Here is a 20,938-nt window from a genome sequence, read left to right as displayed (position 1 = left end):
GGACCGCGCCCACAGGCCCACCGGCGGGAACAATCCCCCATATGACGATGACCACCGCCGAAGCCGACAAGATCCTCTCCGCCAACTTCGCCCCCTGGGTCCTTCAACTGGGCCTGTCGGTCGAGGCGGTGGAAGAGCACCGCGCGATCCTGCGTATGCCCTGGTCGGACGGGCTCGCCCGGGAGGGCGGCGCACTGTCGGGGCAGGCGCTGATGGCCGCCGCCGACACCGCCACCGTGATCGCCGTGTCGGCGGCGCGCGGGGCGTACGGGCCGATGACGACGGTGCAGCAGTCGACGTCTTTCCAGCGCGCCGTGATCGGTTCGGATGTCCTGATCGAAGCGGTCGTCACCAAGCTGGGCCGTCGTATGGCGTTCGCCGACATCACGATGACCGCCGAGGGGTCGGGAGACATCGCGGCCCGCGCGAGCACGGTGTACGCACTACTGGGCTGACACGATCCGCCACCGGTCGGTAGCGGTCGGTTGTGAACACCGATCGGAATCCTGGCTTCAGCGAATCTGCACATTCAATACTCAACGAAGTCACCCTGGGCCAGGGTTCTGCACAAGGTGCTACCCACGGTCACCCCCTTGGGGCGGGAGTGTCGGATTCGCGGCCGCAACGGCTGGGCCCTCCTTGAGCGGATGCAACAGCTCGCCCGAGCCGATGCTGTGACGCATGTGAAGAAGTCGCCGACAAGGCGTGCCCGCGTCTGCACGGATCGATGCCGCTGAGATCAAAGTGCCCTGGTGAGGCCGGAGTTTGATTGGAAGCCCGTACCCGCAGCGTGCTTTGATCCATCGCACCGCAGGGGCCGCGAACGGCTTCCGGAAACGGGCACCGGGCGCCTGCGGTCGCGGCCGTCATCTGTCCCCAGAGGGGGCCGCTCCCCCTTGTGAAATACCCATTAGGAAGGGAAGTTCCATCATGAACTCCACCCCCCAGGTTGCGACCGTCGAGATCTCCGACGCCGAGCTCGACAACGTCTCCGGCGGCCTGCAGGTCAACGCCGTGAACGGCGCCCTCGACGCTGTCAACGGCATTGCCCCGGTTTCCGGCCTGGTCGACACGGTCGTCGGCACCGTGGAGGGTGTCACCGGCCTGAACACCGCCCCGGTCTCGGGCCTGGTTGCCGGTCTCTGATCGCGCCTCTTGTACCGCTGAGTCCCGGAGCCGTTCCCCGGCTCCGGGACTCTCGGGTGCCACAAAACACCTGGCACCACTCGCACCACGATCTGGCTTCACACGAGCCGGTCTCACTCATCCTCAGGTGAGGGAAAGTTCCGTGCAGTTCCGCCAACAGGCCCTCGCCAAGCTCCAGTCACCGGAGGAGCTCGACCTTCCGGTGCGCTTCGCCCGCCCCCAGGGCTGGCTGGTGCTCTCCGTGACGGTGGTCGTCATGGCCGCCGCGTCCGTGTGGGCCATGACCGGCTCGGTCACTTCCACGGTCGGCGCGCCCGCCGTCCTCACCCACGGGCAGGGCAGCTACATCCTGCAGAGTCCGGTCGCCGGCCAGGTCACCGCGGTCCTCGCCGAGCAGGGCCGGCGGCTCCCGGCGAACTCCCCCGTCCTGAAGGTCCGTACGGCCAAGGGCGACACGGTCGTCCGTACGGTCGCCGCGGGCCGGGTCACCGCGCTCGCCGCCACCATCGGGCAGATCATCTCCACCGGAGCGAACGTCGCCGCCGTGGAGAAGGTCGCCCACACCGAGGACCCCCTGTACGCCACGGTGTACGTGCCCGCCGAGAACGCGGCCTCCATCCCCGACAAGGCAGCCGTGGACCTCACCGTCTCCTCCGTGCCCACCCAGGAGTACGGCGTCCTGCGCGGCCATGTGAAGTCGGTGGACCGCTCCGCGCAGTCGGCGCAGCAGATCGCCGCGTTCCTCGGGGACCAGCAGCTGGGCGAGCAGTTCACGAAGGACGGCCGGCCGGTGGCCGTACTGGTGAAGCTGGACAAGGAGTCGAGCACCAAGAGCGGCTACAAGTGGTCGTCCGCGGACGGGCCGCCGTTCTCCCTCACCTCCATGACCATGGCCGACGCCTCGATCCGGCTGGCCGACCAGCGTCCCGTCGATTGGCTGCTGCCGTGAGCGCCGCCCAGGAAACGCGCAGCAGGCGCCGCGCCGCCCCGCCGAAGCGCCCCGTGCCCAAGGGCAGGTCGAAGACCGTCCGCACGCCCACCGTGCTCCAGATGGAGGCCGTGGAGTGCGGCGCCGCCTCCCTCGCGATGGTGCTCGGCCACTACGGCCGCCACGTCCCGCTGGAGGAGTTGCGCATAGCCTGCGGTGTCTCCCGCGACGGCTCGCGCGCCAGCAACCTGCTCAAGGCCGCCCGCAGCTACGGGCTGACCGCCAAGGGCATGCAGATGGACACGGCCGCCCTCGCCGAGGTGAAGACGCCGGCCGTCCTGTTCTGGGAGTTCAACCACTACGTCGTCTACGACGGCATGGGCCGCCGCTTCGGCCGCCGCGGCGTCTACATCAACGACCCCGCCAAGGGCCGCCGTTTCGTGCCCATGGAGGACTTCGACGGCAGCTTCACCGGCGTCGTCCTGGTGATGGAGCCCGGCGAGGGCTTCAGCAAGGGCGGGCGCAAGCCGGGCGTGCTCGGCGCGATGCCGGCCCGGCTGCGCGGCACCGCGGGCACGATGCCCGCCGCCGTGCTGGCGAGCCTGCTCCTGGTGGTGGTCGGCGCGGCGGTGCCCGCGCTGAGCCGCACCTACATCGACATGTTCCTCATCGGCGGCCAGACGTCCCTGCTGGGCGTGCTGTTCGCGTCCATGGGGACCTGCGTCGCGCTCACCCTCGTGCTGACCTGGCTGCAACAGGCGAACCTGCTGCGCGGCCGCATCATCTCCTCCACCCTCTCCAGCGCCCGCTTCCTGCGCCATCTGCTGCGGCTGCCGGTGACGTTCTTCTCCCAGCGCAGCCCGGCCGACCTGGTGCAGCGCCTCCAGTCGAACGACGCCGTGGCCGAGACGCTGGCCCGCGACCTCGCGGCGGCGGGCGTGGACGCGGTGGTCGTCATCCTCTACGCGATCCTCCTCTACACGTACGACCCCCAGCTCACCTTCGTCGGCATCGGCGTCGCACTGCTGAACGTGGTCGCCATGCGGGTCGTCATCCGGCTGCGTGCCACCCGCACCGCGAAGCTGCGCGCGGACAACGCCCGGCTCACCAACACCGCCTACACCGGCCTTCAGCTGATCGAGACGATGAAGGCGACCGGCGGCGAGGACGGCTACTTCCGCAAGTGGGCCGGACAGCACGCCACCACGCTGGAGGAGCAGCAGCGGCTCGGTGTGCCGAGCGCCTGGCTGGGCGTGGTCGCCCCGACGCTCGCCACGCTCAACAGCGCGCTCATCCTCTGGATCGGCGGTATGCGGGCGGTCGAGGGCGGCATATCCGTCGGTCTGCTGGTCGCCTTCCAGGCCCTGGTCACCCGCTTCACCGCCCCGATCACCCGCCTGAACGGCGTCGCGGGCCGCATCCAGGACTTCGCCGCCGACGTGGCCCGCCTGAAGGACGTGGAGAACTTCGAGGCGGACCCGCTCTACGGCCGTCCCGGCGCCGGCGAGTCGACACGCCGGCTGAACGGCCACGTGGAGCTGCAGAACATCACCTTCGGCTACAGCCCGCTCGACAAACCCCTGCTCACCGGCTTCGACCTGACGGTCGGCCCGGGCCAGCAGGTCGCCCTGGTCGGCGGCTCCGGCAGCGGCAAGTCGACCGTCTCCCGGCTGATCTCGGGCCTGTACGCCCCCTGGGAGGGCGTCATCCGCATCGACGACCAGCGCATCGAGGACATCCCGCGCGGCGCGCTCGCCGCCTCCGTCTCCTTCGTCGACCAGGAGGTGTTCCTCTTCGAGGGCACCGTCCGCGACAACGTGGCGCTGTGGGACCCGTCGATCCCGGACGACGCGGTGGTGGACGCCCTGCGCGACGCGGCGCTGTACGACGTGGTCATGCGCCGCCCGGGCGGCATCAAGAGCAAGGTCGAGCAGGACGGCCGCAACTTCTCCGGCGGGCAGCGCCAGCGCCTGGAGATCGCGCGGGCGCTCGTACGCCGGCCCAGCATCCTGGTGCTGGACGAGGTGACCAGCGCGCTGGACGCCGAGACCGAGCAGGTCGTGATGGACAACCTGCGCAAGCGCGGCTGTGCCTGTGTGGTGATCGCGCACCGGCTCAGCACCGTGCGCGACAGCGACGAGATCGTCGTACTCCAGCACGGCACGATCGTCGAACGCGGGCGGCACGAGGACCTCGTCGCGCGCGGCGGCGCGTACGCGGCACTGGTCAAGGAGCGGTGAGATGACCTCCGTCCACGAGGGCGACCTCGTTCTCAACGCGCTCGGTCAGATGGGCACGCGCATCGACTGCGCGGGATTCAACCGCCTCGACCTCGAGGGCCCGCAGGTGCTGTGGCTGGTCGCGTCCGGCGCCGTGGACCTGTTCGCGGTCGACGCCGGGCAACAGGGCCACTGGCACCACCTCGGCCGTCTGGAGGCGGGCTCGCTGCTGCTCGGCCCGGTCGCCGGACCGCAGCACACGCTGGTGGCACGCCCGCTGAGGGACTGCGTCGTGCACCGCATAGGGCTGCGTGAGCTGTACCAGCCCGCGAACACGCAGACCTGGTCCTACGACGAGTACGGCAACCCGCAGTACGTCCCTCCGACGACGAGCCCGCTGGAGTACGCTCTCGCGCTCGGCGTCGGCCGTAGCCTCTCCATCCTCTTCCAGGCGCCGATGGCCACCGAGCGGGCCGCCGAGATGACCGACGACGACGTCTTCTGGATGCAGGTGCCACCGGGCAGCGTGCAGTACGGCTCGCTCTACGGCGCGGAAGCCGCCGCCGACCTGCTGATGGACCCGGCGGTCTGGCAGTCCATGGTCGACCAGCAGTACCGGCTGCTGACCACCCTCGACCGCTGGATCGAGCAGCTGGAGCGCACCCACGAGACGCGCACGGCCGAGGGCATCAAGGCCGGCGAGGCGGTGCGCGCCCAGGCCGACCGGACCCTGCTCGCGTCCATCGGCAAGCGCAGCGACAAGCGGACGACGGCCGCCGACGCGGACGCCAGTTACGCGGCCTGCAAGCTGGTCGCCGAGGCCGCCGGGATCACGCTGGCCGAGCCCGCGCAGAGCGGCACCGAGAGCGACCGGATCGACCCGGTCGAGCGGGTGGCCATCGCGTCGCGCGTGCGCGCCCGGGCCGTACGGCTGGACGGGCGTTGGTGGCGGGACAACATAGGGCCGCTGGTGGGCCACCGGGCGCTTTCGGGCGCGCCCGTAGCCCTGCTGTGGCGGCGTGGCGGCTATGTCGCCGTCCATCCGGCGACCGGCCGTGAGACGCCGGTCGAGAAGGCCAACGCGGAGGAGTTCGAGCCGCGTGCGGTGATGTTCTACCGCCCGCTGCCCGACCGCGCGCCCAGCCCGCTCAGGCTCCTGCGGTTCAGCATGCGGGGCACCGGCGGTGATCTGACGAACCTCCTGCTCAGCGGCCTGGTGACGGTGGCGATCGGTGCGCTGGTGCCGATCGCGACCGGCAAGATCCTCGGTGAGTTCGTGCCGAAGGCCCAGACCGGGCTGATCGTGCAGTTCTGTCTGGCCGTGATGATCAGCAGCGTCGTGGCCGCGGCGTTCATGCTGCTGCAGAACCTGACGATCCTGCGTCTGGAGGGCCGTATCGAGGCGACGCTGCAACCGGCCCTGTGGGACCGGCTGCTGCGGCTGCCCACGAAGTTCTTCACCGAGCGCTCGACCGGCGAACTGGCCAGCCAGGCCATGGGCATCAGCGCGATCCGCCGGCTGATGGCCGGAGTCGGCCCCGTCGTCGCGTCATCGGTGACGGTCGGCGCGATGAACCTGGCGCTGCTGTTCTGGTACAGCGTGCCGATGGCGATGGCGGCGATCGGCATGCTCGTCGTCATCGCGGGCGTGTTCCTGGGGCTCGGACTGTGGCAGGTGCGCTGGCAGCGGCGGCTGGTGGTGCTGAGCAACAAGCTGAACAACCAGGCGTTCCAGACGCTGCGCGGGCTGCCGAAGCTGCGGGTCGCGGCGGCCGAGAACTACGCGTACGCGGCCTGGGCGGACCGGTTCGCGCGCAGCCGTGAGCTGCAGCAGAAGGTGGGGCGGATCAAGAACCTCACCACGGTGATGGGCGCCGTGTACCTGCCGGTGTGCACGCTGCTGATGTTCATGCTGCTGGCGGGTCCCGCGCGGGGGTCGATGTCGGCGGCCGCGTTCCTCACCTTCAACACCTCGGTGACGATGCTGCTGACCTCGGTCACCCAGCTGACCGGCTCGTTCGTGTCGGTGGTGGCCGCGCTACCGCTGTTCGAGGAGATCAAGCCGGTGCTGGACGCGACGCCCGAGGTGCGCACGGCGAGCACCCGGCCGGGCCCGCTGACCGGGGCGATCGAGGCACGCCGGCTGTCCTTCCGGTACTCCGACGACGGTCCCCTGATCCTCGACGACGTGTCCTTCGACGTACGCCCGGGCGAGTTCGTGGCGATCGTCGGCCCGAGCGGCTGCGGCAAGTCGACCCTGCTCAGGCTGCTGATCGGCTTCGACAAGCCGGTGTCCGGCAGTGTGCTCTACGACGGCCAGGACCTGTCGGCGCTCGACCAGTCGGCCGTGCGGCGGCAGTGCGGGGTCGTGCTGCAGCACGCGCAGCCGTTCACCGGGTCCATCCTGGACGTCATCTGCGGTACGGAGCCGTACACGCCGGAGGAGGCGATGGCGGCGGCCGAGATGGCGGGGCTCGCCGAGGACATCAAGCGGATGCCGATGGGGCTGCACACGATCGTCTCGGGCAGCGGCGCGATCTCCGGCGGCCAGCGGCAGCGCCTGATGATCGCCCAGGCGTTGATCCGCCGCCCGCGCATCCTCTTCTTCGACGAGGCGACCAGCGCCCTCGACAACGAGACCCAGCGCACGGTCATCGAATCGACGAAGGCCCTCAACGCCACCCGCATCGTCATCGCGCACCGCCTGTCCACGGTGCTGGACGCCGATCGCGTGATCGTGATGGAGGACGGCAAGGTCGCCCAGCAGGGTCCGCCGGCACAGCTTCTCGCGGACACCAGTGGGCGGCTGCACGAGCTGGTGCGGCGGCAGATGGCGTGAGTGCGGCGCTTGATCAAGTCCAGGGACGGCTCAGGGCTTTGCGGGGCAACCCCTGAGGCGTCGCCCCGACGGCGACCCCGACCGCACCCCGGTGCCTTCCCTGATTCCCGTCCTGCGCTGTTGTGACGCCGATGGGATCACTGCCACGTTCGATCATGCGGGCAACCCCCGTGATCCGATCCGCAGGACCCTCGGAAGGGACTTCATGCAACCACTCTTCAGGGCGCTCACCGGAGTGCTCGCCGCCGGATTACTCGCCGGATCGGCGATGCCGGGCGTGGCGGCGGCCTCCGACCCTCCCGGCAGAAGCTCGACGACACGGGAGACGATCGACTGGAAACCGTGCCCCAAGGACACCACGGCGGACTGCGGGACCCTGCGCCTGCCCGTCGACTGGGCACGGCCCTCGGGCGAGACGTTCGACCTCGCGGTGGCCCGTCGCAAGGCGGCCGATCCGGGTCGGCGGGTCGGCGTGCTGCTGGTCAACCCGGGTGGACCGGGCGCTTCGGGTGTGGAGTTCGCCGTGGACGATGCCCCGGCCCACTTCAGCGCGGACATCCAGGAAAGATTCGACATCGTCGGGTTCGACCCGCGGGGTGTAGGCAGCAGCCATCCGGTGAAGTGCTCTTCTGAGCTGCTGGACCAACAGCCGTCGGTCTACCCCCGCAATCAGGCGGAGTTCGATCGGCTCGCCGATTTCAACCGCGCGTTGCGCGCGGATTGCCGGCGGCACACCGGTCCGCTCTTCGACCACGCCGACACCTTGAGCGTCGTGCGGGACATGGATGCCCTCCGCAGGGCGCTGGGCGAAAAGAAGATCAACTACTTCGGCCACTCCTACGGCACCTTGATCGGCGAGCAGTACGCGGAAGAGTACGGTGACCGCATCCGGGCCATGGCCCTCACCGCGAACATCGACCACAGCCTCGGCGCCCGGGAGTTCCTCGTCTCTTCCGCGGCCACCGCCGAGGACTCGTTCCACCAGTTCGTGAAGTGGTGCGACCGCACCAGCTCCTGCGCACTGCACGGCCGGGACGTGACCGCCGTATGGGACGGCTTGCTGGCGCGCGCGGACCGAGGGGAGGTACACGACCCCGAGAGCCCGGACCGGGCTCTCACCGCGAACGACATCGCCCTGTTCGCCGTCAAGGCGTTCTACGGCCCGTACTGGGACGAACTGGCCACTTATGTGGCGGGTCTCGACGCGCGGAAACCGGCCGAGCGGCGAGGATCCGAACGATCCCAGCAGGCGGATCCGGAGACGAGGGCGGAGCCGTTCCCCGCGGTCTTCTGCCAGGACTGGCGCATCCGGGCCAAGGACTACCGGGAGTACGCCCGTCTCACCCAGGCCGAACTACGCGCCGCACCTCACATGCGCGGCTCACCTCGCGCACACAAAGGGGCGGCCGGCTGCATCGGCTGGCCCGACGAGGTGAACAACCCGCAGCACCGGCTGCGCATCACCGAGGCGCCCACGATCCTCATGCTGAACTCGCTGCACGACCCGGCGAGCAGTTTCGCGTGGGCGGCCAACGTGCACCGGCAGACCCGCGGGACGACGGTCCTGGTCCCGTATGCGGGCGCGGGACACAGTGTCTACAACCGCAGTGACTGCACACGTGACGCCGTGGACGACTACCTCACGGAGCTGAGAATCCCGAGTGCCGGGAGCAGTTGCGCCCCCACCGGAACGCACTGACCGGACTCAGGAGTCCAGGCCGGGGACCGGGGCGCCGGAGGGGACGCCGGCGGCCACATAGCCGTCGTAGAACTCCTTCCAGGGCGCCTCGGCCCCGGCGTGCGGCCCTTCGAAGCGCTCCCCGCGCGCGTGCGCGTCGAGGGCGGCCAGGCAGACCTCCCAGCCGGCGCTGTTGCGGGCGGCGGTGTTCTCGGCGTCGAGGACGTTGGTGAGCGTGAAGCGGGTGCGCCTGTCGTCCAGGGGCTCCAGGTCGAAGTGCAGCTCGTCGCCGCCCCACTCGAAGGACAGGTGCCGGGGCTCGTCGACGTAGATCACCCGGCCCGTGGAGTCCTCCATGTTCGGGTCGCCGCTGAACCTGATGGTGCCGCCGGGGCGCAGCTCGATCTCGGCGCGGGAGGGGAACCAGTGGGCCAGTTCGTCGGCGTCGGTCACGAACTGCCAGACGCGCTCGACGGGATGGTCGTAGGTGCGGCTGAAGCGGACGGCCGGGCGGCCGTCGTCCAGGGTCAGACAGGTGCCGGAGAGGTCGGCGGTCATGGTGGATCAGTCCTTCGTGGTGGGTTCCTCAGGAGCGTGCGAGGTGTCGTCCGGCGTCTCGTCGAGTCGGCGGCCCAGGGCGTCCAGGCTGCGGTTCCAGAGCTCGCGGTACGGGGCCAGCCAGGCGTCGAGTTCGGCGATCGGGGCGGGATCCAGGGCGTAGACGCGGCGCTGGGCATCCTGCCGCACCCGCACCAGGCCCGCCTCCCGCAGCACCTTCAGATGCTTCGACGTACTCGGTTGACTCAGCCCGCATGCCTCCACGATCTCCCCGACGGGCCGCGGCCGCTGAAGGAGCAGCGCGACGATGGCGCGCCGGTGAGGATCGGCGAGGGCGCTCCAGAGCGTGGCGTCGGGCATGAACCCAATATGCCTCTGCGATTATATTCCTGTCAAGGAATAAAGCGCTCTCGCTTCTGTGCGCCCCCGTTGCTCCCACCCCGAAACGGGTACTGGCGACGCATGCGAATCAGCGTCGTGGATGTGGGGTCGAACACGGTTCGACTGGTGGTGGCCGATGCGGCGGACGGGGTACCACTGCCCGTCCATACCGAGAAGTGGCGGCTGAGGCTGTCCGAACAGGTCAGGCCCGGGGAAAGCATCCCCGAGGAGGCCGTCGAGCGGCTGGCCTGCGCGGTGTCCGCCGCGAGCCGCACCGCGACCAGATGGGGCGCCGCCGCTCCCCTGGCCTTCGCGACCGCCGTGGTGCGCAGCGCTCCGAACCGCCAGGAGGTGGTGCGGACCGTGCGCACCCGGACGGGGGTGAGTCTGTGCACGCTGCCGGGCGAGGTCGAGGCCGAGCTCACGTTCCTCGGGGCGCGGCGGTGGATGGGCTGGCGGTCGGGCCCGCTCGCCCTGCTGGACATCGGCGGGGGCTCGCTCGAAGTGGCCTTCGGCCGTGGCCGGTTGCCCGAGTTCGTGGCGTCGCTGCCGCTCGGCGCGGGACGGCTGACCCATGAGTTCTTCGCCGACGACGACCCGCCGGCGACGCGACAAGTACGGGCGCTGCGCCGCAAGGTCCGCCATCAACTGCGGGACGTCGCGGCCCGGATCCGCTGGGAGGGACCGCACACGGCGGCCGCCACCTCGCGTACGTTCCAGCAGCTGGGCCGGTTGTGCGGGGCCGCGCCGGGTCGCCACGGGCCCTTCGTGGAACGGCAGTTGGCGCGCTCGCACCTGCGCGAGGCCATCGGACGCCTGGCCGCGCTGCCCGCCGGCGAACGCGCAACTCTCCCCGGCATCTCCGCACCGCGCGCCGCACAGAGCCTGGCCGGTGCGGTGGTCGCGCACACGGCGATGAAGCTGACCGGCCTCAGTACGGTGACGATCTGTCCGTGGGCGATCCGCGAAGGGATCATGCTGCGGCACATCGAGGACGGCGCGTCCTGGTGGGCGGAGATCACCCGTCTCGACGAGGAGGCCGTTCCGTCCGACCCGGTGCCCCTGCGGATCGCGAGCGCGTCCGCGACCAGCTGACGCCGGGAAAGGCTCACAGCACGCAACCGACAACGACGGAAGGAAGCCCCGTGACCGACCGCAAGAAGCAGCGCGAGAAGCACCCCGACACAGCGTTCGAAGCGGTCATCGACGAGATCGCGGAAGCCGAGCGCCGCACCCGGGACTCCGCCGAGCAGCGCCGCCGCAGGGGCGAGGCCGGCGACGCCATCACCCCCAACACGCGCGCCCAGGAGGAGTCCGAGGGCGAGTGACCGGGCGGGTGACCCGGTGCCCCACGGGTACTCGGCGGCCATGGCACACGACGTCCGTCCGGCACAGGGCGGCGAGGGGCCCCCGCTGCCGACCGCGCGGGGCCCCGTCTCCGCTGCCGTCGAGGAGTATCTGCGGGGTGCGCGCCCACCGCCCCGGCACCAGGACGTGGCGGGCACGGCCGTCTACGGCGACGACCTCAAGCTCGCCCTCTACCTCTGCTACGAACTGCACTACCGCGGTTTCGCCGGCGTGCCGGAGACCCATGAGTGGGACCCTGACCTGCTGCGCGTCCGCGCGGCACTGGAGCACCGCTTCCTGACCGCCTGCGCGCGGACGCGCCCTCTCACGACACCGTCGAGGACGCGCTGGCCGACCTCCTCGTCGAACCCGTCGACGGCACGGGCGTCAGCCACTGTCTGTACGCCGAGGGCGAGTTGTGGCAGCTGCGGGAGTACGCGGCCCAGCGCTCCCTGTACCGCCTCAAGGAGGCGGACCCGCACGCCTGGGTGCTGCCCCGGCTGTGGGGCAGGGCCAAGTCGGGCATGGCGGCGGTGGAGTTCGACGAGTACGGCGGCGGCCGGCCCGAACGCGTCCACGCGCGCCTCTTCGCCGACCTGATGACGGACCTGGGCCTGGACGCGACGTACGGGCGCTCTCTCAACGCGGCGACCGCGGAGGCCCTGGCCACGGTCAATCTGATCTCCCTGCTCGGCCTGCACCGGGCGCTGCGTGGAGCGCTCGTCGGCCATTTCGCGGCGGTCGAGATCACCTCGGCACCGGCCTCGCGGCGCCTGGCCGAGGCGATGCGCCGCACGGGCGCCGGGTCCGCCGCCGAGCACTTCTACGACGAGCATGTCGAGGCGGACGCGGTGCACGAGCAGGTCGTACGCCATGACGTCATCGGCGGCCTGCTCGCCGAGGAGCCGCATCTCGCTCCGGACGTCACCTTCGGCATCGACGTCACCGGGCATCTGGAGGACCGCTTCGCCGACCGGCTGCTCGGCGCCTGGCGTGCCGGACAGTAGTCGCTGCGCACAGCCCTACGATCCGAAATGCCCCTTACTTAGACACCGCCCTGCTGGTCGGCGCCCTGCGCGACGAGCCGGTGCCCGACGGCGCGGACGTCCTCGACGTGGGGACCGGTTCGGGTGCGCTGGCGATCGAGGCCGTGCGACGCGGCACGTATGTGACCGCGGTGGACATGTCGTGGCGCGCGGTGTGCACGGCCCGGCTCAACGCCCGGCCGGCCCGGCTCCGGAGGATCCGCATCCGCATCCGCATCCGGCACGGCAACCTCTTCGCCCCGGTACGGGGGCAGTCGTTCGACCTCATCCTCGCCAATCCGCCGTACGTACCCACGCCCGACACGGGCCGCGCACCGCACGGTGCGGCCCGGTCCTGGGACGGGGGCCGGGACGGACGGCTCGTCCTCGACCGGATCTGCCGGGAGGCCCCCACCCTGCTGCGCCCCGGCGGCGTTCTGCTGGTCGTGCACTCTTCGCTCAGCTGCCCGGACCGGACACTGACGCACCTGCGCGGGGCAGGGCTGAAGGCGTCCGTGACGCGGCGTCGCATGATCCCGTTCGGCCCCGTGCTGCGGTCGCGGGAGGGCTGGCTGCGCGAGCGCGGCCTGCTGTCCGCCCCGGATCCGAGGGAGGAGCTGGTGGTCGTCCGTGCCGAACTCCCGGTCTGACGAGCCGCGCCGCATCGAGGTCCAGCGCCAGGGTCCCTTCTTGGTGGAGGGCCCGGTGGAGGTGGAGTTGGAGGACGGCACGATCGTCACCTCCGACCGGTTCCGCGTCGCCCTGTGCACCTGCCGCCGCAGCCGCCGCTACCCGTGGTGCGACACCAGCCACCGCGACCGGGCCAGGGAGCGGTGAGCCGGTCAGTCGCAGTACGACTCGAGCGTGCCACGGCGCCGGATGTCGAGCGTCGCGCAGTGGAACGAGCCGCCGAACGGCGCGTAGTGCAGCAGGTCGCAGAGGATCGGCTCGAACCCCCACTGTTCCAGCGCGCGCACCATGCCGGTGTGGTGGCGCTCGGCGATCACCCGTTTCTCGTCCACCATGAGCACGTTCATGCTGAGCCATTTGCCGCACATCGAGGTGATCCTGAGCAGGCGGTCGTCGATCGGATCGGGTTCGGGAGCGACCAGGATGTCCCAGGACTTCAGGACGTCGGGCAAGCGGTCGACGCCGACGTACTCGGGATTGACCAAGACCTTGCCGGGTGCGAGCGGGACGAAGGTAGTGTCGATGTGCATGGGCGTGCGGCAGCGGCTCTCGATCTCGTGGATGCGATAGCCGGGCCCGAGATGGCGGCGCAGCCACTCGATGCCCATCCGATTGGTGACATTGCTGCGCGTGACGAACAGATCGCGGCCCGCGCGTACGAAATCCGCGGCATCGAAGACCGGCTCGAACTCGGTGAGGATGTGGCGCACGGGCTCGCCGGGCCCGGGCGCACGGAAACCCGGCTCGAACAGCTCGTCGGTGAGCTGCGGCTTCGGCGCCGCCGTCCAGCGCGCGCCGCGCCGGAAGTAGTCCTTGAGGATCGCGCGATACGAGTGGGTCTCGAAGTACCGGCACGGCCAGGCCATCGGGGTCTCGATGATCTCGTCGCCGATCACGAGCAGGCTGTCGCGCGGACAGGTGTTGCAGAAACCGCGCGACGACCAGTGCGGGGTGCTGAAGCGTCGGCTGTGGTCGACCGCGTCCGGGCGCCTGACCGTGACGTCGAGGGACCGCAGGAGAGCGATGAACTGTTCGAGTTCGGCCTGCGCCCGTTCGATCAGCACGCGCGGATACTTGAAGCCGCCCGCGAGCCCCAGCAACCGCCCCGTCCATGGCGGGACGTTGCAGGTCACGACCGGATGACGGGACGGGATCGTCGCGCCGTCGAGACGCCCGACCACGATTTCCTCCAGCGGGTCCCACTCGTTGTGCGAGTTGACCGGCGAAACAAGGTGTTCCTCCACAACGCCGCCGAGTACCCCGCACCCGCTTGGTCACGCGCAGTGGCCAAGCAGAGCCGTCGATCGATTCGCGAACAACAACACAGGCGAAGAGTCAATCACTACGGGCGACATTCACCAGGTCGAGTGAACCAGATCTTGCGCGCGGCGCCGCAGGGATGCTCACCCTCGTCTCCGGGTAACAACCCTGATCAAATGCGCCCCTTCTCCGAGGTGGAGCGGACATGACGCCGGACGCCGACGACCGCGCCCCCCATCCGACCGAGGACATGACGGCGGACCCCTTCCGGTGCGTGCCGCCCCCGGCGAACGCCCATGCCCGCACGCGCAGATGCGGGCCGTTCACCGTGGTCGAGGTCGTGGGTGAGATCGATCTGGCGACGGCGGCGCTCCTCGCCGAACATCTGGACGCGGCGACGGCGAGGCCGGAGTGCGACGTGGTGGTCGATCTGCGGCGGGTCGACTTCTTCGACTGCTCGGGCCTGCGCGTCCTGTGCCGGGCCGAAACGCGGGCCGGGGGCCACGGCGGTCGCCTCCGGGTCGTCTCCGACGCGCCTCGGATCCGGCGGCTGCTGCACGGCGCGGGCCTGCTCGGCCGTTTTGCGCCCTTGTCCAGGGTCCCTGGGGAAAACGAGTGATCCCCCCGGGGAAAGCGGGTGATCCCATGACGGTCCGAGGTGTCGGCCGGGCGGCCCCACTCCGCCCGACCGACCCCCGATGCGAGATCACAGAGGGCCCCTCGGCACGGCTAGCACTCCCCATCCGCGAGCCGTTTGCCGAACTGCACGGGGACCGTGCGATCCCGGTCCTTTAGAACGCGAAGAGACTCGTCGTGTACGAGCCCTTCACGCACTCGTTGGCGAACGTGCGCTCATAGGAGACTCGCTTGCCCTGCCAGACCCCGTCGACGGTGACGATCACGGGGTCGTACTGCTTGGTGCACAGCACGCCGTCTCTCGCCGTCAGTGCATCGAAGTTCCCACTCACACCCCGGAGTTCGGCACAGGCCGAGGCCGAGTCGGGATGGGTGCCGGAGGACGTCGGGGCGCAGCTGAGGGTGACCGCGCGCACCGGGGTGCTCATGCCGGCGGTGTCACCGTGGGCCACGGTGAGCACCAGGGCCGAGGGTGCGTAGAGCGAGGTGGGAGTGGCGTCCGGGGCGGCCAGGGCGGATCCGGTGAGGGGTCCGCATACGGCGGTGGCCGTGAGGCCGATGGTCGCTGCCCAGCGCGCGGTGTTCCGCATCGTGTGCATCCTTCCGCTCGAGTTGAGGGTGTGCCGGCTCCGGCGCGATCGGTGCCGGAACGACGAGCGGGAGTCTGCCGACTCCGGCGCCGAAACTCACATCGACACCACGGGTTTCAGTAACCTTGCGTATTGAATCAGTGGCGTGAAGTAACGGACTTCGAACGTTCCAATGCCGGAAGTTGGCGGCTCTTGATCGTTCCAAGTCGCCGAGTGGCCGGTTATCGCACGTTCAGCAATAGGCCTGAAACATTCCGGTTGGGCCCTCCGGTTGAGCTCTCGGCTGACTCGTCCGCCACTCCCTTGCGTTCACGGGCGGGCGGAGTAATCGTGATTACATGATTACCAGCGAGCAACGAGAGAAGCTGCGCGGCTGGTTCGCCGGCCGCTTGCCCGACGACCTCTTCGAGGACCTGACCGAGGTGACGGTCGACCGCGAGGAGATCACCGTGATCGGCCGTATCCCAGCACCCCACCTGGCCGAAGGCGTCTCGGCCGCCGAGCGGGAGGCGGCCGTGGAGGGCCGGATCCAGGAGTTCCGGGAGCGCACCCGGGAGACCCGGATCGGGGTGGCCCGTGAGGCGGAGCACCGGTTCCGCCGGAAGGTCTCCTGGGGAGTGGAGTGCGGTGGCGAACGCGCCCTGTTCACGCACATCGCCGCCCCCGTGATGACCCGGCTGCGTCAGCCCGAACGCCAGGTCCTCGACACCCTGATCGCCGGCGGCGTCGCCCGCAGCCGCAGCGACGCCCTCGCCTGGTGCGTACGGCTCGTCCAGCGGCACACGGACGACTGGCTCACCGAACTGCGCGAGTCCCTGGAGAACGTCCAGCGGGTGCGGGCGCAGGGGCCGGACACGGAGCCGGAGGACGCGCCCACGGACAGCGACTGATGGAGGTTGGTACGGCCCTGACGCCCTCCAGGTCTTCAACCGCGGGCGGCGCGGCGGCGGTTACCGGTTCGCGCACAGCCGTTGTCAGACCCGTCCGCTAGGTTGCGGGCATGACCAACTTCGTACTGGTGGCAGGGGCGTGGCTCGGGGCGTGGGCGTGGGACGAGGTGGCCGCTGAACTGCGCGCGGCAGGGCATGACGTCCATCCGCTGACGCTGTCCGGCCTCGCCGAGAAGCAAGGTATGGCGGCCGGGCAGCAGACCCACGTCCAGGACATCGTGGACGAGGTCGAGCGGCTGGATCTGCGGGAGGTCGTCCTGGTCGGGCACAGCTATGCGGGCGTCCCTGTCGGTCAGGCGGCCGAGCGGATGGGCGACCGGCTGACCCGCATGGTGTTCGTCGACGCCATGGTCCCGGTCGACGGCGAGTCCTCCCTCTCGGGCTGGCCAAGCGAGGAGGTGCGGGACGCGATCGCCGCGACCGGCTTCTGGCCGCCACTGGCCGCCGAGGACTTCGCGGGGCAGGGCCTGACGGACGAGCAGATCGCCCGCATCGTGACCGGCGCGACCCCGCACCCGGGTGCCACGACGACGGATCCGGCCGTGCTCTCGGGCGACCTGGGCGAGCTTCCGACGACGTACGTCAAGTGCCTCCTCGACGGCGCCGAGCCGTGGGGGGCCGCGGCCGAACTCCTCAAGAGCGACCACTGGGACCTGGTGACCATGGACACCGGCCACTGGCCGATGTTCTCCCAGCCGCGCGAACTGGCACGCCTTCTGCACGAGTCGGCGACCAGACCCTGACCCCTCCCCTCCTGCCTACTCGTCGGTATGGTCGGCGTACTGCGCGTTCTCAGCGACGAGAGGCGGGATGTACGACATGGCGAAGCACTGGGCGGACCTCCAGTACGAGATCTATCTGAACGGGATGACGGGTGCCGTACCCCGGCTGCCCACCGATCTGACCCGGCTGGAGGAGCTGACCGAGCAGCGCCTCGGTCCCGGTCCCGTCGGCTATGTGGCGGGCAGCGCGGGCGACGGCAGCACCGCCCGCGCCAACCGGGACGCCCTGCGGCGGCGTCGGATCGTGCCGCGCATCCTGCGGGAGGTGCACGAACGGGATCTGTCCGTCGAGGTGTTGGGCCGCGCGCTGCCCGCCCCGCTGGCGCTGGCGCCGGTCGGGGTGCTGTCGATCGTGCACCCGGACGCCGAGTGCGCGGCCGCCCGGGCCGCCGCCGCGCAGGGCGTGCCGTACATCCTGTCCTCGGCGTCCAGCACCCCCATGGAGCAGGTCGCGGAGGCGATGGGCGACGCCGAGCGCTGGTTCCAGCTGTACTGGCCGAAGGACCCGGAGGTGGCCCGGAGTTTCCTGAACCGGGCGAAGGCGGCCGGGTTCTCCGCGCTCGTCGTCACCCTGGACACGCCCATGCTGGGCTGGCGGCCACGCGATCTCGACCGGGCGTATCTGCCGTTCCTGCACGGCGTGGGCACCGCCAACTACTTCTCCGACCCGGCCTTCCGGGCGGGCCTGGCCAAGCCGGTGCAGGAGGATCCGAACGCGGCCGTCATGCACTTCGTCGGGATGTTCGCGGACCCCGCCAAGACCTGGCCGGACCTGGCGTTCCTGCGGGAGCACTGGGACGGCCCGATCGTCCTGAAGGGCATCCTGCACCCGGACGACGCCCGTGCGGCCGCCGACGCCGGGATGGACGGGGTCGTCGTCTCCAACCACGGCGGCCGCCAGGTGGCCGGGGCCATCGGGGCGGCGGACGCCCTGCCCCGGGTCGTGGAGGCGGTCGGCGACCGGCTGACCGTGCTGTTCGACAGCGGCATCCGCACCGGCGACGACATCTTCAAGGCGCTCGCGCTCGGCGCGCAGGCGGTGCTCGTCGGACGGCCGTACGCGTACGGGCTCGGCCTCGACGGACAGGCGGGCGTCGAGCACGTCATCCGCTGCCTGCTCGCCGAATTCGATCTCACCCTCGCCCTGTCCGGGCACGCCACCCCCGCCACGATCGGCCCCGCCGACCTCATCGAGGAATCCGCATGACCGCCCCGAAGAACGTCCTCGCCGTCATCTCGCCCCATGTGGGCGGTCGAGACATCGGCGCCGGCCTCGCCACACTCTTCCCCGAGGGGGCGAACGTCACCGTGGTCGAGGTGGCCGACGAGGACCCGGCCGCCCTGCGCGCCGCGCACGTCGTCATCACCGCGCTCGCCCCGGTGACCGCCGAACACCTCGCCGCCGCACCGGAGTTGGAGCTGGTGCAGTGCGCGAGCCACGGCTTCGACTACGTCGATGTGGATGCGGCCCGCGAGCGCGGCGTGCGCGTGTGCAACATCGGCTCCAGCGGTGCCGAGGCGCAGAACGTGGCCGAGCAGACCTTCGCCCTCATGCTCGCGCTGGCCAAGCAGATCGTCCCCGCCCACACCGCGCTCGTCGAGGCCGACTGGGCACTCCCCCGGCTGCAGCACTCGCTGACCGAACTGTCCGGCAAGACGCTCGGCATCGTGGGCCTGGGCCAGATCGGGCGGCAAGTCGCCCGCCGCGCGGCCGCGTTCGACATGAGCGTCGTCTACGCAGGTCGACGCCGGCTGCCGCCGGAGAAGGAGGCGGAGTTCGGCGGTGCCCGCCATGTCCCGCTCGACGAACTGCTGCGCACCGCCGACTACGTCTCCCTGCACGCCCCGCTCACCGACGAGACCCGCGACCTGCTCAACGCCGAGCGGCTGGCGCTCCTCAAGCCGACGGCGTTCGTGATCAACACCGCGCGGGGCGCCCTGATCGACCAGGACGCCCTCGCGGACGCGCTGGAGAAGGGCGCCCTGGCCGGCGCGGGCATCGACGTCTTCGACCCCGAACCGCCCACCGCGGCCCTGCGCCTGCTCCGCGCCCCGAACGTGGTGCTGTCCCCGCACGTCAGCGGCGTCACCCGCGAGACCCTCGTCCGCATCGCCCTGGCAGCCGTGGAGAACGTGACCGCCTTCCTGTCGGGCGGGGCACCGCGGGATGTCGTGAACTAGGCCGGCGTTCTGGGCCGGTGGCGGGTCTCGCGGACGCCGCGGCCGGGATGGTCCTGACCGGGCGGCGTCGGACCGAAGCGGATCGGCCCGACGCGGCAACCTGTTCGGCACGACAGCCTCTTCGCCTACGCGTCCTCCTCCGCCAACCCCACCGCCCGAGTCCCCGGTGTGCCGCTCTCCGGGCTCGACAGCGCCCCGGGGCTCGCCGATGTCACCGGATCGGTCAGCCAGCGCTGTGCGTCGGAGCCGTCGCGGACCTTGACGACGATGTCGGCGCCCAGGTCCGCCGTGGTGAACGCCAGGGCGAGCTGCTCGTCCCAGCGAGGCAGCAACTCACCCTGCACGGTGAGGTCGTAGCGCACGTCATCGGCCCGCTTGGAGTCGTCGTCGGCGCATGTGCCGAGGATCACCACGCCGGCGTCCGCGTGCGAGTCCAGACACAGGCCGGGGTCCGCCACGCTGCGCAGCAGACCGTCCTTCTCGTACGACCACTGCTGGGTGTCGTCCGAGGAACACTCGGCCGACTCGACACCGGCCCCGGCCTTCGGCTCGCCCCGGATGTCGAGGCACAGGTCGGCGTCGGAGTTGCGCAGCCTGGTCTGGCGCGGTGCGTTGGGGAGCTGGGCCGTGCCGGGCGGTGAGGAGGAGACCGCGGGGGGCACCTGGGATCCGGTGCCGCCCCCGGTGGCGGAGGCGGCCGGGTCGACCCCGTCGTCGTCCGACAGCAGGCCTGCCGCGAGCATGATCGCGATCAGCCCGGCGGAGGCCATGCCCACTCCCGTGAGCAGCGTCCGCGAGGAGCGCGATCCGCCGGGGGCCCGGCGGACCTGTGCGGGGATCCGCGACAGGAGGCGACGTCGTCCGGCGCCGTGCCGGGCGGCGCCGCGGGTGCGGGAGCCGTCGCTCTGGGTGCGGCCGGGTCTGGTGTCCAGATAGCGGCGCGCGCCCCAGCCGAGCACCGACTCCGCGATGAGCACGCCCAACCCGCCTTCGAAATGACTCAGTTGTTCGGCGGCGTTGCGGCAGTAGCGGCACTCCGTCAGATGCTGCTGGACATCCGGCAGCAGGGCTCCACCCCGGCGAATGGGGACGTCGAGGAGGCGGTTGTAGAACCGGCAATCCTTCGTCGGCGCAAGTTCCCGATGGGCATGTACACAACCTTCGCGGAATTTATCACGCGCCTGTTCGAGCGCGGCCGAGGCGGTAACGGTATCCATGCCCACCAGGCCGGCGGGCACGCTTAACGGCTCGGCCTCGACCTCGGTGTGCCAGAGCAGACATCGGGCAAGTCCCGGAAGTGCCTGGAATGACCGATCGGCGAGCTTCCGGTTTTCGGGCGTCATGGACTTCGCGGTACGCATACCGCGACCGCCCGCGGGTTTCCCGAGCTCCGGCACAACGTCTGCTATTCGGTCCTCGGCCGACCACTGGCGGACGGTGTCCCGCACGGCGACGAGGAGCCGGGGTCGGAGCGCGGCGGCCGGTTCGCCCAGCGCCAGGCGGTCGAGGACCTGGTGGAAGGCGGCGGCGGTGACCATGTCGGCGACGTCCGTCGGGGAGGCGAGACAGATCACCGCGTATTCGTGGATCGGTTGCCAGTGCCGCGCCATGAGCAGCGCGACGGCGGGAGCGGCCTCGCCGTCCGGACGGCCGCGCAGCCGGGCGGCGAGACCTTCGTCGGATTCTTCGGGAACCCCGCCGGGCGGGGGGTAAGGAGGGCGAGGGGGG

At 70.7% G+C, this 20,938-nt stretch carries 20 protein-coding genes and 1 pseudogene; 16 read left to right on the top strand and 5 right to left on the bottom strand.

All coding sequences use genetic code 11. The annotated features are described in order from the left end of the window. The first annotated feature begins 41 nt into the window (after positions 1-41). From ADL12_RS45530 to ADL12_RS45505, 6 genes are all read left to right on the top strand, one after another. Complete coding sequence (locus tag ADL12_RS45530; protein WP_062714629.1) at positions 42-455, top strand: PaaI family thioesterase; 414 nt, start codon at positions 42-44, stop codon at positions 453-455. A gap of 475 nt (positions 456-930) precedes the next feature. Beyond that, a complete protein-coding gene (locus tag ADL12_RS45525; RefSeq protein ID WP_030052098.1) occupies positions 931-1,146 on the top strand; it encodes a hypothetical protein in 216 nt (71 codons plus the stop codon). A 142-nt stretch (positions 1,147-1,288) separates the two neighbouring features. Continuing rightward, positions 1,289-2,095, top strand: a complete 807-nt coding sequence (locus ADL12_RS45520; RefSeq protein ID WP_062714627.1) for an HlyD family efflux transporter periplasmic adaptor subunit — start codon at positions 1,289-1,291, stop codon at positions 2,093-2,095. Continuing rightward, positions 2,092-4,314 (top strand): NHLP family bacteriocin export ABC transporter peptidase/permease/ATPase subunit, encoded by a 2,223-nt coding sequence (locus ADL12_RS45515; RefSeq protein WP_062714625.1) that lies wholly within the window; start codon positions 2,092-2,094, stop codon positions 4,312-4,314. Before ADL12_RS45520 ends, ADL12_RS45515 begins: the two co-directional genes overlap by 4 nt. A gap of 1 nt (position 4,315) precedes the next feature. Then, positions 4,316-7,132, top strand: coding sequence for an NHLP bacteriocin export ABC transporter permease/ATPase subunit (locus ADL12_RS45510; RefSeq protein ID WP_062714623.1), 2,817 nt, complete (start codon positions 4,316-4,318; stop codon positions 7,130-7,132). A gap of 205 nt (positions 7,133-7,337) precedes the next feature. Next, positions 7,338-8,831, top strand: coding sequence for an alpha/beta fold hydrolase (locus ADL12_RS45505; protein ID WP_244188285.1), 1,494 nt, complete (start codon positions 7,338-7,340; stop codon positions 8,829-8,831). Positions 8,832-8,837: 6 nt separating this feature from the next. Here ADL12_RS45505 and ADL12_RS45500 read toward each other — a convergent pair whose 3' ends face one another. Next, positions 8,838-9,368, bottom strand: coding sequence for an SRPBCC family protein (locus ADL12_RS45500; protein ID WP_062714620.1), 531 nt, complete (start codon positions 9,366-9,368; stop codon positions 8,838-8,840). Between the two features lie 6 nt (positions 9,369-9,374). Further along, positions 9,375-9,728, bottom strand: a complete 354-nt coding sequence (locus ADL12_RS45495) for an ArsR/SmtB family transcription factor (protein WP_062714618.1) — start codon at positions 9,726-9,728, stop codon at positions 9,375-9,377. A gap of 102 nt (positions 9,729-9,830) precedes the next feature. On the opposite strand from ADL12_RS45495, the gene ADL12_RS45490 reads away from it, so the two are divergent. From ADL12_RS45490 to ADL12_RS45470, 5 genes and pseudogenes are all read left to right on the top strand, one after another. Next, positions 9,831-10,844 carry a Ppx/GppA family phosphatase gene (locus ADL12_RS45490; protein WP_062714616.1) on the top strand — a complete coding sequence of 338 codons (1,014 nt, stop codon included), beginning with the start codon at positions 9,831-9,833 and terminating at the stop codon, positions 10,842-10,844. Positions 10,845-10,894: 50 nt separating this feature from the next. Next, the gene (locus ADL12_RS45485; RefSeq protein ID WP_062714614.1) at positions 10,895-11,077 is read left to right on the top strand and encodes a hypothetical protein; all 183 of its coding nucleotides are present in this window, start codon (positions 10,895-10,897) and stop codon (positions 11,075-11,077) included. A 40-nt stretch (positions 11,078-11,117) separates the two neighbouring features. After that, positions 11,118-12,103: pseudogene (locus ADL12_RS45480) on the top strand (iron-containing redox enzyme family protein). Then, on the top strand, positions 12,085-12,771 hold the full coding sequence (locus tag ADL12_RS45475; RefSeq protein WP_062714612.1) for a HemK2/MTQ2 family protein methyltransferase: 687 nt from the start codon (positions 12,085-12,087) through the stop codon (positions 12,769-12,771). Before ADL12_RS45480 ends, ADL12_RS45475 begins: the two are co-directional and overlap by 19 nt. Next, positions 12,752-12,958 carry a CDGSH iron-sulfur domain-containing protein gene (locus ADL12_RS45470; protein WP_062714610.1) on the top strand — a complete coding sequence of 69 codons (207 nt, stop codon included), beginning with the start codon at positions 12,752-12,754 and terminating at the stop codon, positions 12,956-12,958. Before ADL12_RS45475 ends, ADL12_RS45470 begins: the two co-directional genes overlap by 20 nt. Positions 12,959-12,963: 5 nt before the next feature. On the opposite strand, the gene ADL12_RS45465 is transcribed toward ADL12_RS45470, so the two are convergent. Further along, a complete protein-coding gene (locus ADL12_RS45465) occupies positions 12,964-14,055 on the bottom strand; it encodes an amidinotransferase (RefSeq protein WP_107120203.1) in 1,092 nt (363 codons plus the stop codon). 221 nt (positions 14,056-14,276) lie between these two features. Between ADL12_RS45465 and ADL12_RS45460 the strand changes: the two genes are divergently transcribed. Then, on the top strand, positions 14,277-14,690 hold the full coding sequence (locus ADL12_RS45460; RefSeq protein ID WP_079052641.1) for an STAS domain-containing protein: 414 nt from the start codon (positions 14,277-14,279) through the stop codon (positions 14,688-14,690). Positions 14,691-14,862: 172 nt separating this feature from the next. Here ADL12_RS45460 and ADL12_RS45455 read toward each other — a convergent pair whose 3' ends face one another. Further along, positions 14,863-15,297, bottom strand: coding sequence for a protease inhibitor (locus ADL12_RS45455; protein ID WP_062714608.1), 435 nt, complete (start codon positions 15,295-15,297; stop codon positions 14,863-14,865). Positions 15,298-15,635: 338 nt separating this feature from the next. Between ADL12_RS45455 and ADL12_RS45450 the strand changes: the two genes are divergently transcribed. The 4 genes from ADL12_RS45450 (at position 15,636) to ADL12_RS45435 (ending at position 19,210) form a co-directional block, all read left to right on the top strand. Then, a complete protein-coding gene (locus tag ADL12_RS45450; protein WP_062714607.1) occupies positions 15,636-16,187 on the top strand; it encodes a hypothetical protein in 552 nt (183 codons plus the stop codon). Between the two features lie 110 nt (positions 16,188-16,297). Then, on the top strand, positions 16,298-16,990 hold the full coding sequence (locus tag ADL12_RS45445) for an alpha/beta fold hydrolase (protein WP_062714606.1): 693 nt from the start codon (positions 16,298-16,300) through the stop codon (positions 16,988-16,990). Positions 16,991-17,066: 76 nt separating this feature from the next. After that, a complete protein-coding gene (locus ADL12_RS45440; RefSeq protein ID WP_062714921.1) occupies positions 17,067-18,236 on the top strand; it encodes a lactate 2-monooxygenase in 1,170 nt (389 codons plus the stop codon). Further along, positions 18,233-19,210 carry a 2-hydroxyacid dehydrogenase gene (locus tag ADL12_RS45435; protein ID WP_062714605.1) on the top strand — a complete coding sequence of 326 codons (978 nt, stop codon included), beginning with the start codon at positions 18,233-18,235 and terminating at the stop codon, positions 19,208-19,210. Before ADL12_RS45440 ends, ADL12_RS45435 begins: the two co-directional genes overlap by 4 nt. A gap of 125 nt (positions 19,211-19,335) precedes the next feature. On the opposite strand, the gene ADL12_RS45430 is transcribed toward ADL12_RS45435, so the two are convergent. After that, a partial coding sequence (locus tag ADL12_RS45430; protein ID WP_062714604.1) for an RICIN domain-containing protein occupies positions 19,336-20,938 on the bottom strand: 1,603 nt, incomplete at its 5' end.

The organism is Streptomyces regalis (assembly GCF_001509475.1).
GTDB classification, from domain to species: Bacteria; Actinomycetota; Actinomycetes; order Streptomycetales; family Streptomycetaceae; genus Streptomyces; species Streptomyces regalis.
The sequence above is the reverse complement of the archived record's forward strand: the minus strand, read 5'-3'. Positions and strand labels throughout refer to the sequence as shown.